Source organism: Enterobacter sp. KBR-315C3_2022, assembly GCF_041399425.1.
In the GTDB taxonomy this organism is placed as follows: domain Bacteria; phylum Pseudomonadota; class Gammaproteobacteria; order Enterobacterales; family Enterobacteriaceae; genus Enterobacter.
The window spans coordinates 479,834-493,876 of the sequence record NZ_JBGKEB010000001.1 but is presented as its reverse complement, the minus strand read 5'-3'; the positions used below and the strand labels follow the sequence as shown (position 1 = coordinate 493,876).

The window sequence follows — 14,043 nt, the reverse complement described above, 5'->3', positions numbered from 1 at the left end:
GCGCCGCCGGGCGATACGCTTAACATCCACTTTCCGCTATGCACCCGGCTAAGGTCTGCGCCAGTGCGGCGGGATTTTCCCACGACATTGAATGCCCTGCGGCTGGGATAATTTTCAACTCTACGCCCTTTTGCTTCAGACGTTCGGCATCGCCATCAGGCAGTGAAAGCTCGCCGAAAATCAACGTCACGGGGCAAGTCAGCGAGAGGAATTGCGCCTCCCAGTCAGGATCAATGCCCTTCACGAGGCTCGTTGCAGCGCGCCAGACGGCATACGGGGCATTGCTTTGCAAACACCCCGCCCACGCCGTTTTTTCTGCGCTGAGCAAGGCGTCATAGCCCTGCAACAGAAACTGTTGCTCAGTTTGTGCCGCAATAGACCGGCTGAACATCCCTCCACCCGCGTGAAAATTGGGTTCCGACACCATCAGCCCCTTCACGTGCGGTGCCAGCAGCCCCGCCGTCTCGATAGCAATGCTTCCGCCCATGCTGTGGCCGTATAACCAGAAAGCATCCAGATGAAGATGACGAATCAGTTCCGCGACAACGCGCGCCTGGTCAGTCGTTTTGTAGCTGTAACGCTCGGGCTTATCGCTGTAACCGCTGCCGGGTAAATCAATGAGAATCGCTCTGCGCGCGCCAAACAGCGGGTCACGAACGACGCGGGGATATTCATAGGAAGAGGCGCAGCCCAACCCGTGGATGAATACCACGGGATCGCCGCAGCCGGGCAAATCATGCCAGCGAACGTTGCAACCGGCCTGCTGTGAATAAAAGCTGTTCATAAGCACTCCATCTACGAGATACTGTTTATTTATACAGTTATCGTGTCAGGAATGCCATATTCAATGTTTAAAAATGGAAGCGTGCTTCAGAAAAGCGAAATCAGAAGCGCGACGGGGAAGCTCATCGGCCAGGTCGATCCGACCAGAAAAGCGCTCAGAAAGCGGATGCGCTTGCGGTCTTTTGAGAGGAACCAGGTAATAAGCGCGCAGATGAAGGCCATGATTGCGTAGAACACCAGCATCTTTTGATACAACGTCATTTCTATTACCCAGGCTGAAAAAATAACCGCGCGCAATATGCGTCATATGTTGATACAGATCAAGTTTTTTCGTCACATCATAAACACTTAAATAACAAGGATAATAACAACGAGGTAATTCACGTTACATCCCTGGAGGAGTCGGCCTCACCTTTATTGATAAGATGCATAATAAATGCACTTTTTGATAAATTGCTGCGCCGATAAAGGCGTCTAATAAGGCAGGACTTCAAGAGGGATAAGACATGTTGCGCATTCCGCAAGGCTGTATTCACACCCGCTCCACGCCGTTCTGGAATAAAGACACCGCCCCCGCAGGGATTTTTCAGCGCCATCTCGACAAGGGCACGCGCCCCGGCGTTTACCCGCGCCTCTCCGTCATGCGGGGCACCGTGCGCTACTTAGGCTACGCCGATCAATTTACGCCCGAGCCCGACAGCGAGCTGATTATCGAGGCCGGTCACTTCGGCGTCTTTCCACCTGAGAAATGGCACCATATCGAGGTGATGACCGACGATACGCTGTTCAATATCGACTTTTTTGTCGAACCTGACGTGCTGAAGTCTATGAGCTTCTGACGCTAAGAAGGAACCCCCTATGCTACGTATTCCTGAGAATTTTGTTCATACCCGCGCCACGCCATTCTGGAACAAAGAGAGCGCGCCGAAAGCGCTTTTCACCCACCACAACACCAAAGCCGGCGTTTATGGCCGCCTTTCCGTGATGCAGGGCGCCGTGCGCTACTTTGGCTTTCCGGACGCCGACGCAACCGAACCCGACCTTGAGCTGGTGATTGAAGCCGGTTCGTTTGGCATTTCCCCGCCGCAGAAGTGGCACCGCATTGAGCTGTTAACCGACGATACCTACTTCAACATCGACTTTTTTGCCGATCCGAACGTGACGCTTCAGGGCGCGGGTATTGGAAAAGTGGTTAACACGCATAAGGAGTAAACCATGGGCAAAGCAACCTATACCGTCACCGTCACCAATAACAGCAACGGCGTGTCGGTGGATTATGAAACGGAAGCCCCAATGGAGCTGTTGATACCGGACGTTGCCGCCGACGTGGTGAAAGATCTGGTGAACACCGTGCGCGCCTACGACACGGAAAATGAACACGACGTTTGCGGCTGGTAAACGTTCTGCCCGGCAGGTAGGCTGCCGGGCTTTTGTATCAGTGCTTGAACATCACGTGGCGAACGACCGTGTAATCCTCCAGACCGTAAACCGACATATCCTTTCCGTAGCCCGACAGCTTCATTCCGCCGTGCGGCATTTCGCTGACCAGCATAAAGTGCGTGTTCACCCAGGTGCAGCCGTACTGTAAACGCGCGCTCATCCGATGGGCGCGGCCCACGTCCTTCGTCCAGACCGACGACGCCAGCCCGTACTGCGAGTCGTTGGCCCAGGCCAGCACCTGCGCCTCGTCTTCAAACTCGGTGACGCTCACCACCGGGCCAAACACTTCCCGCTGCACGATCGCGTCCTCCTGCCGGGCGCCCGCCAGCAGGGTCGGCTGGAAGTAATAGCCGCTCCCTTCTCGCTTATCGCCGCCGGTGACCACGCGGATATGGCCCAGCGCTTTAGCGTCATCGACCGCCCTGCAGACGCGGGAGAGGTGCGCCGCGGAGCTGAGCGGGCCAAGCTCGGTCGATTCATCCTCCGGCGCGCCCATCTTCAGGCTGGCGACGGCGGCACCCAGCTTTTCAACCAGCTGCGCGTAAATCCCCTTCTGGGCGTAAATCCGGCAGGCCGCGGTGCAGTCCTGCCCGGCGTTGTAAAAGCCGAAGGTGCGCACGCCCTCCACCACCGCGTCCAGATCCGCGTCGTCGAACACAATCACCGGCGCTTTGCCGCCCAGCTCCATGTGGGTGCGCTTAATCGACGACGCGGTGTGACCGATGATGTGCTCCCCGGTGGCAATCGAGCCCGTCAGGGAGACCATGCGCACTTTTTCATGACCGGTCAGCGGATCGCCTACGGTTTTTCCCCGGCCAAACAGCACGTTCAGCACGCCCGCCGGGAAGATGTCTTTCGCCAGCTCCGCCAGCCTGAGCGCCGTCAGCGGCGTGATTTCCGACGGCTTGATCACCACGCAGTTGCCCGCCGCCAGCGCGGGCGCGAGCTTCCACGCCGCCATCATCAGCGGATAGTTCCACGGCGCGATAGAGGCCACCACGCCCACAGGATCGCGGCGAATCATCGACGTGTGTCCCTCCAGATATTCCCCCGCCGCAAGTCCGTTCAGGCAGCGCGCCGCCCCCGCGAAGAAGCGGAACACGTCCACCACCGCCGGAATTTCATCCCCCAGCGCGCAGTGCAGCGGCTTGCCGCAGTTAAGGGATTCCAGGCGCGCGAAGTCTTCCGCATGCGCTTCTATGGCGTCGGCGAGCTTCAGCAGGCATTCGGCGCGGGCTTTCGGCGTGGTTTGCCCCCATTCGGCGAACGCGCGATCGGCGGCCAGTACGGCGGCATCAACCTGCGCCGCACTGGCCTCGGCGATCTCCAGCAGCACCTCTCCGGTGGCGGGGTTATAGACCGGCTGCTTTTCCCCTTCGCCGGCAATCAGTTCACCATTAATCAGCAGTTGAGTTTGCATAGCATTATCCTGTTGAAATTAAGGTTATTTCCCGTCTCCGGCGGTAGCGTCGCCGTCGCGGGTGAGCCACCAGGCTCCCAAAATGGGGATCGTGGTCACCAGCATGACGAGCAAGGCAACCACGTTGGTCACGGGCACGTCGCGCGGGCGGCCCAGCTGGTTCAGAAGCCACAGCGGCAGCGTGCGCTCGTGACCTGCCGTAAACGTTGTGACGATGATTTCGTCAAACGACAGCGCAAACGCCAGCATGCCGCCCGCCAGCAGCGCGGAGCCCAGATTGGGCAGCACCACGTAGCGGAAGGTTTGCCAGCCGTCTGCGCCGAGATCCATCGACGCTTCCACCAGGCTCCAGGAGGTGCGCCTGAACCGGGCGATGACGTTGTTAAACACCACCACCACGCAGAAGGTGGCGTGTCCGACAACGATGGTGAAAAAGCCCGGCTCAAGGTTGACGGTTTTAAACGCCGTGAGCAGCGCCAGGCCGGTGATGATGCCCGGCAGGGCAATCGGCAACAGCAGCAGCAGCGAGATCGCGTTTTTGCCGAAGAAAGAGCTTCGCCACAGCGCGGCGGCCGCAAGCGTGCCGAGCACCAGCGCGATAGCGGTCGAGAGCGCGGCGATTTTAAGTGACAACGTCACGGATTCGATAATATCCCCGCGCCCCGCCGCCACGCTAAACCACTTCAGGGTGAAGCCCTGCGGCGGGAAGCTAAAGGCGGCATCCTCGGTGTTAAAGGCGTAAATGGCGATGATCAGCAGCGGAAAGTGCAGGAAAATTACGCCGCCCCACGCGGCGACTTTGAGGAACCACGGCGCGCGATCAGAGTGCATCGAAGGCTCCCAGGCGCTTCACGAACGCCAGATAGAGAGAGATCAGCACAATCGGCACCAGCGTGAACGCGGCGGCCATCGGCATGTTGCCGATCGCGCCCTGCTGGGCGTAAACCATATTGCCGATGAAATAGCCTGGCGGCCCGACCAGCTGCGGCACGATGAAATCGCCCAGCGTCAGCGAAAAGGTGAAGATCGAGCCCGCCGCGATGCCCGGCACGGCAAGCGGCAGGACAACATGGCGGAAGGTTTGCCGCGGACGAGCGCCGAGATCGGCAGAGGCCTGCAGCAGCGACGCGGGCAGCCGCTCCAGCGCCGCCTGAACGGGCAGGATCATAAACGGCAGCCAGATGTAAACAAACACCAGAAAGCGCCCTAGCCCCGAGGTGGAAAGCGTGTTGCCGCCCACGGCGGGCAGCGTGAGCACGGAGAGCAGGATCGGCTCCAGCCCCAGATGGCTGAGAAACCACTGCGCCACGCCGTCCTTCGCCAGCAGCAGCGTCCACGCGTAGGCTTTCACGATATAGCTCGCCCACATCGGCAGCATGACGGCGATATAGAAGAACGCCTTCCACTTGCCGGTAGTGTAACGTGCCATATACCAGGCCATCGGAAAGGCCAGCACCGCGCTGGCGATCGTGACCGCAATGGCCATCACCAGCGTGCGCAGAATGATGTCGTAGTTGGCCGGGTTAAACAGCGCCTGCACGTTGGCGAAGGTCAGGTCCGGCGTCACCGACATCGTGAAGTCATCGAAGGTGTAAAAGCCCTGCCACAGCAGCGTGAGCAGCGATCCCAGGTAAACGATGCCGAACCACATCAGCGGCGCAATCAGCAGAAGAAATAGCCCTAGCGACGGCCTGCGCCAGAACAGCGCGCTGGCGCGGCTAAGCGTGCCGCGCGGTGCGGTCGCATAAGAAAGGCGCATTGTCATCTCAGCGCTCCTCGTGCAGCGGCACCATGGCCTCGCGCGACCAGGCCGCCTGCACCGGCTGGCCCGGCCTCAGCACGTCCGAAGCCTGAGCGCCCGTGAAATTCGCCTGGCTGACCAGCAGCCTGGCGCCGTCACTCAGCCTGAGCTCTATGCGCGTGGCCGCCCCCTGATACTGCACCGCCTGGATCACCCCCTGCACCTGAATCTCACCGCCTTCGTTAAGCCGGATATGCTCGGGGCGCAGCGAATACATGCCCTCCATGCCGCAGACGCTGCGCGAGACCGCGGCGTCAAACACGTTCGACGTCCCCACGAAGCTCGCCACAAACGGCGTGCGCGGGCGCATATACAGCTCGCGCGGGGTATCGACCTGCTCGATGCGGCCGTTGTTGAAGACCGCGACGCGATCGGACATGGAGAGCGCTTCGCCCTGGTCGTGGGTGACGAAGATAAAGGTGATGCTGAGATCCTGCTGGAGCTTTTTCAGCTCAACCTGCATCTGCTCGCGCAGCTTGAGATCGAGCGCCCCCAGCGGCTCGTCGAGCAGAAGCACGCGCGGCTCGTTGACCAGCGCCCGGGCGATCGCCACGCGCTGGCGCTGGCCGCCCGACAGCTGCGACGGCCTGCGCGCGGCGGCAAAGCCAAGGCCGACCTTCTCCAGCGCCTCACCCGCCCGGGCGCGGCGCGTTTTCTTGTCAATGCCTTTAACCATCAGGCCGTAGGCAACATTGTCGAGGACCGACATATGCGGAAACAGCGCATAGTCCTGGAACACCGTGTTGACGTCGCGCTCCCACGGAGGAAGCGCGCTGGCCTCCTGGCCGAAAATCTTGATGGTGCCGCAGCTAAGCCGTTCGAAACCGGCAATCAGGCGCAGGCAGGTGGTTTTGCCGGAGCCCGAAGGCCCCAGCATGGAGAAAAATTCCCCGTCACGAATGCCAATGGTGACCCCATCCACCGCCCGCACGTCGCCGTACAGGCGGGAAACGTCACAAAACTCCACCGCGTAGGTCATGCTCTGCTCCCGGCAATCAGCGCCCGCCCATGATGGCGATGTAATCCTGCGTCCAGCGGCTGTAGGGCACAAACTTGCCGCCTTCCGCAATCGGCGTTTTCCAGAACATGATTTTGTCGAAATAGGTGTAGCCGTTGGTTTCACAACCCTTCTCGCCCAGCAGGGTGCTGGCCTTGCATCCTTCCGCCACCACCGGCAGGGAGCCGAACCACGCCGCCAGATCGCCCTGCACTTTTGGCGTCAGCGACCAGTTCATCCACCTGTAGGCGCACATCGGATGTTTAGCCTGGGCGTGCAGCATGGTGGTGTCCGCCCAGCCGGTCACGCCCTCTTTCGGGAACACGGTGGCGATCGGCTGATTTTCCGCTTTCAGGGCGTTCGCCTGGTACGGCCAGGCGCTGGAGGCCACCACGCCTTCATTTTTGAAATCGCTCATCTGAACGGTGGTGTCGTGCCAGTAGCGGTGGATCAGCGCGTGCTGGTCGCGCAGCACCTTCAGCACGGCGGCGTACTGTTCTTCCGTGAGCTGATACGGGTCGGTAATGCCGAGCGCGGGCTGGGTAGCCTTAACGAACAGCGCGGCGTCGGCAATGTAAATCGGACCGTCGTAGGCCTGAACGCTCCCCTGATTGGTTTTGCCGTCCGGCAGGTTCTGCTTAACGAACACCACGCTCCAGCTGTCCGGCGGCGTCGGGAAGGTTTTGGTGTTGTACATCAGCAGGTTCGGCCCCCACTGGTACGGCGTGCCGTAGACTTTACCGCCCACGTTGAACCACTCGCCCTTCACGAGGCGCGGGTCGAGGGTTTTCCAGTTGGGGATCAGATCGGGGTTAATCGGCTGAACGCGCTTGCCCATGATCAGGCGCAGAGAGGCGTCGCCCGAGGCGGTGACCAGATCGTAGCCTCCCTTCGCCATCAGGCTGACCATCTCGTCCGAAGTAGCGGCGGTTTTAACGTTGACCGCACAGCCGGTCTCCTTTTCAAACTGCGTGACCCAGTCGTAGCTTTTGTCGGTCTGGCCGCGCTCGATGTATCCGGGCCAGGCGATAATATCCAGCCGCCCCTCGCCGTCGCCAATCGCTTTTGGGGGCTCTGCGGCGTGCGCGGTGACGATCGTCATGGCGAGCGCGCACAGGCTGCTGCGGGCAAATTTTTTGCTCATTAGGTTTACTCCTGTCGCAATGAAATTTGGCGGCAGCCGTGCCGTAAAAATATCTCCTGAATTAAACGTAGCCCGCGCCAATGCGCCGCGATGGGCGGCTCAAGGAAATTTCATCAAGGTGTGACCGAGGGCGCATTCCCCGTTAACTGGATTATAGACAAGGGGTTAGCCAGGAGAGTGGACATTGTGATTTCGTATGACGGGGCCGCGAAGCCCCCTTTTTGCGCTATTTAAAACGCGGAGAACGGGCCGGATCTAATCGTCGAGCATCTCGCGTATTAATTTTCCCAGCTGCTTCACCGCCTGCTCCTCGCGCTCTCCCCAGGACCATGACGTATTAAAGCGGAAAAAAGGCGCCCAGACGTTTGAGGTGGAGAACATCTTGCCTGGCGCGATGCTGATATGGTGGGCCAACGCCTTTTCGCTTAACGCTCCCGCATCAAGCAGCGCGGGCAGCTCCAGCCACAAAAAATAGCCGCTGTCGCTGTGGTGAATGTTGACGCCCGCGGGCATGTGGCGCAAAAGCGACTGCCACGCCTGCTGTTTGCGCTCGGCGAGCGTGCGCCGCAGTCGGCGCAGGTGGGCGTCATAGCGTTTGGTCGCCAGATAGTCCACCAGCGCCAGCTGCATCGGCGAGCTGGTTGAAAGCGTGCTCATCAGCTGTAATTGCTGAATGCGCCGCGCATGTTTCCCCGCCGCCACCCAGCCGATGCGAAAGCCCGCCACCAGGCATTTGGAAAATGACGAGCAGTGAAGCGTCATGTCCTGTGTGTCCCACGCTTTTGCCGGGAGCGGCTTTTCGCGGCCAAAGTAGAGCTCGCTATAGACGTCATCTTCAATCAGCGTGACGCCGTGCTTCGTTAGCAGCGCAATCAGCCGCGCTTTTTTCTCAGCGCTCAGCGAGAAGCCCAGCGGATTTTGGCTGTTGGTCATCAGCCAGCAGGCTTTCACCGGATAGTCGTTCAGCGCCTGTTCGAGCGCGTTAAGGTCAATCCCATCCCGCACGTCGGTGGCCACCGACAGCGCCTTCAGCTTGAGGCGCTCGAGCGCCTGCAGCGCGCCGTAAAAGCAGGGATTTTCGACAATCACCCAGTCGCCCGGCTCCGTGACGGCCTGCAGGCTGAGGTTGAGCGCCTCCAGCGCGCCGGCGGTGATCACGATTTCATCGGGGGAGATGTTCATCCCCTGCTGCGCGTAGCGGCGGGCGATGGCGTGGCGGAGATCGACGTTTCCCGGCGGCAGGTTTTCAATCACGCTCATTGCCGTGGCGGTTTTACTCACGTTGGCGAGCGAGCGGTTGAGCTGCTGGAGCGGGAAAAGACGGGGATCGGGAAACGCGGAGGCAAACGGCACCACGGAGGCGTCGCGGCTGGCCTGGAGGACATCAAAGATATAGGTATTGATATCGACCACGTCGTCGCGAATGACCTGCGCGGGAGGAGAAGGCTGTTGCAGGGTCGGGCGCGAGGCAACGTAATAGCCCGACTGCGGCCTGGCGACGATGTGTCCCTGGCTTTCCAGCATCTGATACGCATGGCCAACGGTCATAAAGCTCATGCCGCTGCTTGCCACCTGCTCTCGCAGCGAGGGCAGCTTATCACCCGGCAACCACACGCCAAGCTCAATTTGTGAAATGATTTGTTGCGCCAGACGCTGGTATTTTTTCATCAGATTCTCCTTATGCACGATAGTCTATATCAGCAGGAGAAAAAGAGAAGATTTTGCTAACTGTTATGGCCGATGGTGCGAATTACTTTCGGAACTCCGTCACCGCGTTGGCGGCAAAACGCGCGGCGGCCAAATGGTCGAGCGTAATCATGGACGATTTGCAAAAAATGCATTTCGCACCGAAAGGGTTCTTCTCAGACACATCGAAGGCTGAGGTACGGTACTGCGAGCCATGACAGCATGGGCAGCGGAAATGGATATAAGAAGTCATAAGATTCTCCTGTAAACGTAAAAACGTAAATTACTAATGGGCCTATCAGGCGATAGTGGTCTGAAACAAAAATGAATCGGAGTGTAGAAAAAGACCCAAGAGGCTGCGGAGAGGCACAACGTGATGAGAACTGCTTTTAAAAAACTACGTCAGATATTCTTTTGAAATCAAAACCAGAGAGCCATTAACGCACGGGGGTGATGACAAAGCAAGCGGTTTAATGCGTAAAATTCATAAAAAGAATTTTTTATTCGCATTCAGACGTGTCTTATACAACGATTGAAAAAAGCAATCTTTGAGAAATCACTCATAACTCAATGAAATATATTAAATTTGTATGACATTTTTTGCCTAATGACCACCGCGATTTGGCGTTTATTTAACGTTGTTTAAAACATAAACCGTTAAGCAAAAAGGAGATTTGAAATGGCAATTCCCGCTTACCTGTGGCTCAAGGACGACGGCGGTGCGGATATAAAAGGCTCGGTGGATGTCTGGGGCCGCGAAGGCAGCATCGAAGTCAATGGCTTCTCCCACAGTTTGAGCCTACCTACTGACGGCATGACGGGGAAAATTACAGGCACACGTAATCATTCCGCGATTATCATCCAGAAAGAATTCGATTCATCTTCACCCTATCTCTATAAAGCTGTCGCAAAGGGTCAAACCCTTAAGTCAGCAGAATTTAAGTGGTACAGAATTAACGATGCTGGTCAGGAAATAGAATACTTCAACATGTTACTCGAGGGCGTGAAAATAGTCGGCGTTTCGCCATTAATGCACGACACAAAAGATCCGACGAAAGAAAAACACAACCATCTGGAATGTGTAGAACTTCGCTATGAAAAAATCACCTGGAAACATTGCGAAGGAAATATCATGTTTTCCGATAGCTGGAATGAGAGACAGCAAGCATGAGGCGGCCAACGTTAGCGGCATCACCTCACCCACCTTACGATATAACCTCATTTTCTCCGCCCGGGGTGAGCATCATAAATAATATGATGTTAGCAAGATTGCACCGAGGCCCATCATTACTTACCTATAAGTGGTTTTACCAACAGGTTAGATTACATGGTCCTTGGGATTATAAAACCAGAATAGGTCGTCAGTATGAGAACTTCGGTAATTTCAATTATGGCGCAGTTGGCACGGCAGCAGGAATGACTGAGTTCGTTTTGCTTCGCGCGTCAGGCTGGGCGCAATCAAAATCGGGGAATGGACGCTCTATCGATGGATGTTGGTATGGGGCGTCTCCTTATGGGGACGATCCCAACGATCAGTTCTGGATAAAATGCGGGATTGATTATGCAAAAAGAACGGGTTTTTAAGAAGCGTTATATTCTGGTGCCCCTCTTTATTGTCCTTGCTATGATCGGCTGGATTGTTAGTTTTATGAGCTTTCCGATAGAGCATGAAATGTACAAGCGAGTAAAGGTCAATAATGGGACCGTGCTATATGTCACACAGGCCAGCGCCGGAGCGATGACATCGTTTTCTTATCATTACTATTTCTATGACGCGACGAAAAGCGACGCAGACTTTTTAACACACGTTAATGATTTAAATGCATTTATGGTCACCAATGATGATAAGGCGATGATTAATGTAAAAGACGATGAGGTGTATTTACGCGTGCGTGGCGATGTGTTTTCCTTCCGCAATACCGCAGCTCCTGTTCAGGTTCATCTCGACGCCGCGCGCTATTGACTTCATGGTGGGGCTTTCTGCCCCACTTTTATCATCAGACATTGATTCTCTGCACACTGAGTGGGGATTAAAGCTGTCTATATCAGTTATCAAAAAATCCCCACCCTCACAAACTGTTATACCTAAATTACCCATTTCTGCTTCTGATACTCTTGCGGGTGGCCCTATACCATAACAGCACACCGTTTGACATTGAGGCAGTGCATGTTTGGTTTAGATGCTTTTCACCTTGCGCGGATACAGTTTGCGTTTACCGTATCCTTTCACATTATTTTCCCGGCGATTACGATCGGCCTGGCGAGCTATCTCGCGGTGCTGGAGGGGCTGTGGCTCAAAACTAAGAACCCCGTCTGGCGTTCGCTTTATCACTTCTGGTCCAAAATCTTTGCCGTTAACTTCGGCATGGGCGTGGTGTCCGGCCTGGTGATGGCCTATCAGTTTGGCACCAACTGGAGCGGTTTTTCCCAGTTTGCGGGCAGTATTACCGGCCCGCTGCTGACCTACGAAGTGCTCACCGCCTTCTTCCTTGAAGCCGGGTTCCTCGGCGTGATGCTGTTCGGCTGGAATAAGGTTGGGCCGGGGCTGCACTTCTTTGCGACCTGCATGGTGGCGCTGGGCACTATTATCTCCACCTTCTGGATCCTCTCCTCAAACAGCTGGATGCAGACCCCGCAGGGATATGAAATCGTTAACGGGCAGGTCGTCCCGGTGGACTGGTTTGCCGTGGTCTTTAACCCCTCTTTCCCTTACCGCCTGCTGCATATGTCCATCGCCGCGTTTCTCAGCAGCGCGCTGTTTGTCGGCGCGTCGGCGGCGTGGCATCTGCTGCGCGGGAACAACACTCCGGCGATCCGCGCCATGTTCTCCATGGCGCTGTGGATGACGCTTATCGTTGCGCCGCTGCAGGCGCTTGTCGGAGACATGCACGGGCTGAATACCCTAAAGCATCAGCCGGCCAAAATTGCGGCCATTGAGGGGCACTGGGAAAATCCGCCGGGCGAACCGACTCCGCTGCTGCTGTTCGGCTGGCCGGATATGGAACAGGAGCGCACGCGCTACGGGCTGGAAATTCCCGCGCTCGGCAGCCTGATCCTGACCCACAGCCTGGACAAACAGGTTCCTGCACTTAAGGAGTTCCCGAAAGAGGATCGCCCCAACGCCACCATCGTTTTCTGGTCGTTTCGCATTATGGCGGGGCTGGGCATGCTGATGCTCGCGCTGGGCGTCGTCGCCGTGTGGCTGCGCTACAGAAAGCGCCTGTACTCTTCTCGCCCCTTCCTGTGGTTTGCGCTGCTGATGGGGCCGTCGGGCTTGATTGCGATTCTGGCCGGATGGATCACTACCGAGGTTGGCCGTCAGCCCTGGGTCGTTTACGGGCTTCAGCGCACCAAAGACGCGGTGTCCGCGCACGGGGATCTGCATATGAGCGTTAGCCTGCTGACCTTCTTCGTGGTGTATAGCGCCGTCTTTGGCGTGGGGTATAGCTATATGGTGCGGCTGATCAAAAAAGGCCCGCAGCCACATGAAACCTTCGCCACCGAAGCCGACGGACGCCCCGCTCGCCCGCTTTCCGCCGTTACCACGCACGTTGAGGAGAAGCCGTAATGGGTATCGATCTTTCCATTATCTGGTTCGTGATTATTGTCTTTGCCACGCTGATGTATATCGTCATGGACGGCTTTGACCTGGGCATTGGCATACTGTTTCCCGCGATTCAGGACGCGGACGATCGCGACGTGATGGTCAACAGCGTCGCGCCGGTCTGGGACGGGAACGAGACTTGGCTGGTGCTGGGCGGCGCGGCGCTGTTTGGCGCATTCCCCCTCGCCTATGCGGTGATAATCGATGCACTCACCGTTCCCCTGACCCTGATGCTGATCGGGCTTATTTTTCGCGGCGTGGCCTTTGAGTTTCGCTTCAAGGCAACGCCGGCGCACCGCCCCTTCTGGGACAAGGCCTTTATCGGCGGCTCGATTCTCGCCACCTTCACCCAGGGCGTGACCGTCGGCGCGGTGATCAACGGCTTTTCCGTCACCGGGCGCGCCTACAGCGGCGGACCGTTTGACTGGCTGACGCCGTTCACGCTGTTCTGCGGCGCGGGCCTGGTGGCTGCGTATGCGCTGTTAGGAGCGACCTGGCTGGTGATGAAAAGCGAGAACAGCCTGCAGCAGCGAATGCGCCAGCTGTCTAAAGCGCTGCTGGTCGTCCTGCTGGCGGTAATGGCGATAGTCAGCGTCTGGACGCCGCTGGCGCATCCGGCCATCGCCGCCCGCTGGTTTACGCTGCCCAACCTCTTCTTCCTGCTGCCCGTCCCGGCGCTGGTCGTCATTCTGAGCCTGTGCCAGTGGCGCAGCCTGGATAACCCGAATCGCCATAATTTGCCGTTTGTACTGACGCTCGGCCTGATTTTCCTCGGCTTCAGCGGCCTTGGGATCAGCATCTGGCCGCACATTATTCCTCCGGCCATAACGCTCTGGCAGGCGGCCGCCCCCGCGCAAAGCCAGGCCTTTATGCTGGTCGGCGCGCTGCTGATTATTCCCGTTATCCTGGTCTATACCTACTGGAGCTATTATGTTTTTCGCGGAAAAGTACGGCATGGGGAGGGGTATCACTGATGAAACAGCCTGTCTGGAAACGGCTAATGTGGCTGGCGATCATATGGGGCGGCAGCGTGCTGGCGCTGGCTGGCGTAAGTATGTTCTTCCGTATACTGATGGCTGCGGCGGGGTTTAAGTCCCACTGATCCGGATGCCGGGTGGCCACGCGCTGCCCGGCCTCTTCTCGCACATTCGGATAAACCCCATTAACA

18 protein-coding genes are annotated in these 14,043 nt (G+C 57.5%); 9 read left to right on the top strand and 9 right to left on the bottom strand.

Annotated elements, in window-relative coordinates; translation table 11 throughout:
- Positions 1 to 19 precede the first annotated feature (19 nt).
- Entirely contained in the window at positions 20 to 784 is a 765-nt protein-coding gene (locus AB8804_RS02505; RefSeq protein ID WP_371182665.1) for an alpha/beta fold hydrolase, read from the bottom strand.
- A gap of 86 nt (positions 785 to 870) precedes the next feature.
- Entirely contained in the window at positions 871 to 1,044 is a 174-nt protein-coding gene (locus tag AB8804_RS02500; RefSeq protein WP_112010169.1) for a GhoT/OrtT family toxin, read from the bottom strand.
- A 245-nt stretch (positions 1,045 to 1,289) separates the two neighbouring features.
- Between AB8804_RS02500 and AB8804_RS02495 the strand changes: the two genes are divergently transcribed.
- The 3 genes from AB8804_RS02495 to AB8804_RS02485 are packed head-to-tail and all read left to right on the top strand — an operon-like array spanning position 1,290 to position 2,181.
- Positions 1,290 to 1,622 (top strand): DUF1971 domain-containing protein, encoded by a 333-nt coding sequence (locus tag AB8804_RS02495; protein ID WP_112010115.1) that lies wholly within the window; start codon positions 1,290 to 1,292, stop codon positions 1,620 to 1,622.
- A 19-nt stretch (positions 1,623 to 1,641) separates the two neighbouring features.
- Positions 1,642 to 1,995, top strand: a complete 354-nt coding sequence (locus tag AB8804_RS02490; protein ID WP_371182662.1) for a DUF1971 domain-containing protein — start codon at positions 1,642 to 1,644, stop codon at positions 1,993 to 1,995.
- A gap of 3 nt (positions 1,996 to 1,998) precedes the next feature.
- Positions 1,999 to 2,181, top strand: coding sequence for a DUF1869 domain-containing protein (locus AB8804_RS02485; protein WP_063449914.1), 183 nt, complete (start codon positions 1,999 to 2,001; stop codon positions 2,179 to 2,181).
- Positions 2,182 to 2,218: 37 nt separating this feature from the next.
- On the opposite strand, the gene patD is transcribed toward AB8804_RS02485, so the two are convergent.
- From patD to AB8804_RS02450, 7 genes are all read right to left on the bottom strand, one after another.
- A complete protein-coding gene (gene patD, locus AB8804_RS02480; protein WP_371182660.1) occupies positions 2,219 to 3,643 on the bottom strand; it encodes an aminobutyraldehyde dehydrogenase in 1,425 nt (474 codons plus the stop codon).
- A 24-nt stretch (positions 3,644 to 3,667) separates the two neighbouring features.
- Positions 3,668 to 4,474, bottom strand: coding sequence for an ABC transporter permease (locus tag AB8804_RS02475; RefSeq protein WP_371182658.1), 807 nt, complete (start codon positions 4,472 to 4,474; stop codon positions 3,668 to 3,670).
- Positions 4,464 to 5,402 carry an ABC transporter permease gene (locus tag AB8804_RS02470; protein ID WP_371182813.1) on the bottom strand — a complete coding sequence of 313 codons (939 nt, stop codon included), beginning with the start codon at positions 5,400 to 5,402 and terminating at the stop codon, positions 4,464 to 4,466. Before AB8804_RS02470 ends, AB8804_RS02475 begins: the two co-directional genes overlap by 11 nt.
- 7 nt (positions 5,403 to 5,409) lie before the next feature.
- Positions 5,410 to 6,423: an ABC transporter ATP-binding protein gene (locus tag AB8804_RS02465; protein WP_371182656.1), complete on the bottom strand. Its 1,014-nt coding sequence runs from the start codon at positions 6,421 to 6,423 to the stop codon at positions 5,410 to 5,412.
- 16 nt (positions 6,424 to 6,439) lie between these two features.
- Positions 6,440 to 7,585, bottom strand: coding sequence for a putative ABC transporter substrate-binding protein YdcS (gene ydcS / locus AB8804_RS02460; protein ID WP_371182654.1), 1,146 nt, complete (start codon positions 7,583 to 7,585; stop codon positions 6,440 to 6,442).
- Between the two features lie 255 nt (positions 7,586 to 7,840).
- Positions 7,841 to 9,253, bottom strand: a complete 1,413-nt coding sequence (locus AB8804_RS02455) for a PLP-dependent aminotransferase family protein (protein WP_371182652.1) — start codon at positions 9,251 to 9,253, stop codon at positions 7,841 to 7,843.
- An 82-nt stretch (positions 9,254 to 9,335) separates the two neighbouring features.
- Positions 9,336 to 9,524 (bottom strand): cold-shock protein, encoded by a 189-nt coding sequence (locus AB8804_RS02450; protein ID WP_371182650.1) that lies wholly within the window; start codon positions 9,522 to 9,524, stop codon positions 9,336 to 9,338.
- Between the two features lie 426 nt (positions 9,525 to 9,950).
- On the opposite strand from AB8804_RS02450, the gene AB8804_RS02445 reads away from it, so the two are divergent.
- The 6 genes from AB8804_RS02445 (at position 9,951) to AB8804_RS02420 (ending at position 13,977) form a co-directional block, all read left to right on the top strand.
- On the top strand, positions 9,951 to 10,442 hold the full coding sequence (locus AB8804_RS02445) for an Hcp family type VI secretion system effector (protein ID WP_371182647.1): 492 nt from the start codon (positions 9,951 to 9,953) through the stop codon (positions 10,440 to 10,442).
- Entirely contained in the window at positions 10,439 to 10,855 is a 417-nt protein-coding gene (locus AB8804_RS02440) for a polymorphic toxin type 44 domain-containing protein (RefSeq protein ID WP_371182645.1), read from the top strand. Before AB8804_RS02445 ends, AB8804_RS02440 begins: the two co-directional genes overlap by 4 nt.
- Positions 10,833 to 11,234, top strand: coding sequence for a hypothetical protein (locus tag AB8804_RS02435; protein WP_371182643.1), 402 nt, complete (start codon positions 10,833 to 10,835; stop codon positions 11,232 to 11,234). The genes AB8804_RS02440 and AB8804_RS02435 overlap by 23 nt, the downstream gene beginning before the upstream one ends.
- Positions 11,235 to 11,438: 204 nt before the next feature.
- Positions 11,439 to 12,839, top strand: a complete 1,401-nt coding sequence (locus AB8804_RS02430) for a cytochrome ubiquinol oxidase subunit I (RefSeq protein ID WP_371182641.1) — start codon at positions 11,439 to 11,441, stop codon at positions 12,837 to 12,839.
- Positions 12,839 to 13,849: a cytochrome d ubiquinol oxidase subunit II gene (gene cydB, locus AB8804_RS02425; protein ID WP_371182639.1), complete on the top strand. Its 1,011-nt coding sequence runs from the start codon at positions 12,839 to 12,841 to the stop codon at positions 13,847 to 13,849. The genes AB8804_RS02430 and cydB overlap by 1 nt, the downstream gene beginning before the upstream one ends.
- Positions 13,849 to 13,977: a DUF2474 domain-containing protein gene (locus AB8804_RS02420; RefSeq protein ID WP_371182637.1), complete on the top strand. Its 129-nt coding sequence runs from the start codon at positions 13,849 to 13,851 to the stop codon at positions 13,975 to 13,977. The genes cydB and AB8804_RS02420 overlap by 1 nt, the downstream gene beginning before the upstream one ends.
- Positions 13,978 to 14,043 lie beyond the last annotated feature (66 nt).

What these genes read in the sequence shown, in the direction of transcription:
- AB8804_RS02430 (WP_371182641.1), top strand. Translation starts at nt 11,439, where the DNA reads ATGTTTGGTTTAGATGCTTTTCACCTTGCGCGGATACAGTTTGCGTTT.
- AB8804_RS02450 (WP_371182650.1), bottom strand. Translation starts at nt 9,524, where the DNA reads ATGACTTCTTATATCCATTTCCGCTGCCCATGCTGTCATGGCTCGCAG.
- AB8804_RS02420 (WP_371182637.1), top strand. Translation starts at nt 13,849, where the DNA reads ATGAAACAGCCTGTCTGGAAACGGCTAATGTGGCTGGCGATCATATGG.
- cydB (WP_371182639.1), top strand. Translation starts at nt 12,839, where the DNA reads ATGGGTATCGATCTTTCCATTATCTGGTTCGTGATTATTGTCTTTGCC.
- AB8804_RS02465 (WP_371182656.1), bottom strand. Translation starts at nt 6,423, where the DNA reads ATGACCTACGCGGTGGAGTTTTGTGACGTTTCCCGCCTGTACGGCGAC.
- AB8804_RS02435 (WP_371182643.1), top strand. Translation starts at nt 10,833, where the DNA reads ATGCAAAAAGAACGGGTTTTTAAGAAGCGTTATATTCTGGTGCCCCTC.
- AB8804_RS02490 (WP_371182662.1), top strand. Translation starts at nt 1,642, where the DNA reads ATGCTACGTATTCCTGAGAATTTTGTTCATACCCGCGCCACGCCATTC.
- AB8804_RS02485 (WP_063449914.1), top strand. Translation starts at nt 1,999, where the DNA reads ATGGGCAAAGCAACCTATACCGTCACCGTCACCAATAACAGCAACGGC.
- AB8804_RS02475 (WP_371182658.1), bottom strand. Translation starts at nt 4,474, where the DNA reads ATGCACTCTGATCGCGCGCCGTGGTTCCTCAAAGTCGCCGCGTGGGGC.
- AB8804_RS02495 (WP_112010115.1), top strand. Translation starts at nt 1,290, where the DNA reads ATGTTGCGCATTCCGCAAGGCTGTATTCACACCCGCTCCACGCCGTTC.
- AB8804_RS02440 (WP_371182645.1), top strand. Translation starts at nt 10,439, where the DNA reads ATGAGGCGGCCAACGTTAGCGGCATCACCTCACCCACCTTACGATATA.
- patD (WP_371182660.1), bottom strand. Translation starts at nt 3,643, where the DNA reads ATGCAAACTCAACTGCTGATTAATGGTGAACTGATTGCCGGCGAAGGG.
- ydcS (WP_371182654.1), bottom strand. Translation starts at nt 7,585, where the DNA reads ATGAGCAAAAAATTTGCCCGCAGCAGCCTGTGCGCGCTCGCCATGACG.
- AB8804_RS02455 (WP_371182652.1), bottom strand. Translation starts at nt 9,253, where the DNA reads ATGAAAAAATACCAGCGTCTGGCGCAACAAATCATTTCACAAATTGAG.
- AB8804_RS02445 (WP_371182647.1), top strand. Translation starts at nt 9,951, where the DNA reads ATGGCAATTCCCGCTTACCTGTGGCTCAAGGACGACGGCGGTGCGGAT.
- AB8804_RS02505 (WP_371182665.1), bottom strand. Translation starts at nt 784, where the DNA reads ATGAACAGCTTTTATTCACAGCAGGCCGGTTGCAACGTTCGCTGGCAT.
- AB8804_RS02500 (WP_112010169.1), bottom strand. Translation starts at nt 1,044, where the DNA reads ATGACGTTGTATCAAAAGATGCTGGTGTTCTACGCAATCATGGCCTTC.
- AB8804_RS02470 (WP_371182813.1), bottom strand. Translation starts at nt 5,402, where the DNA reads ATGCGCCTTTCTTATGCGACCGCACCGCGCGGCACGCTTAGCCGCGCC.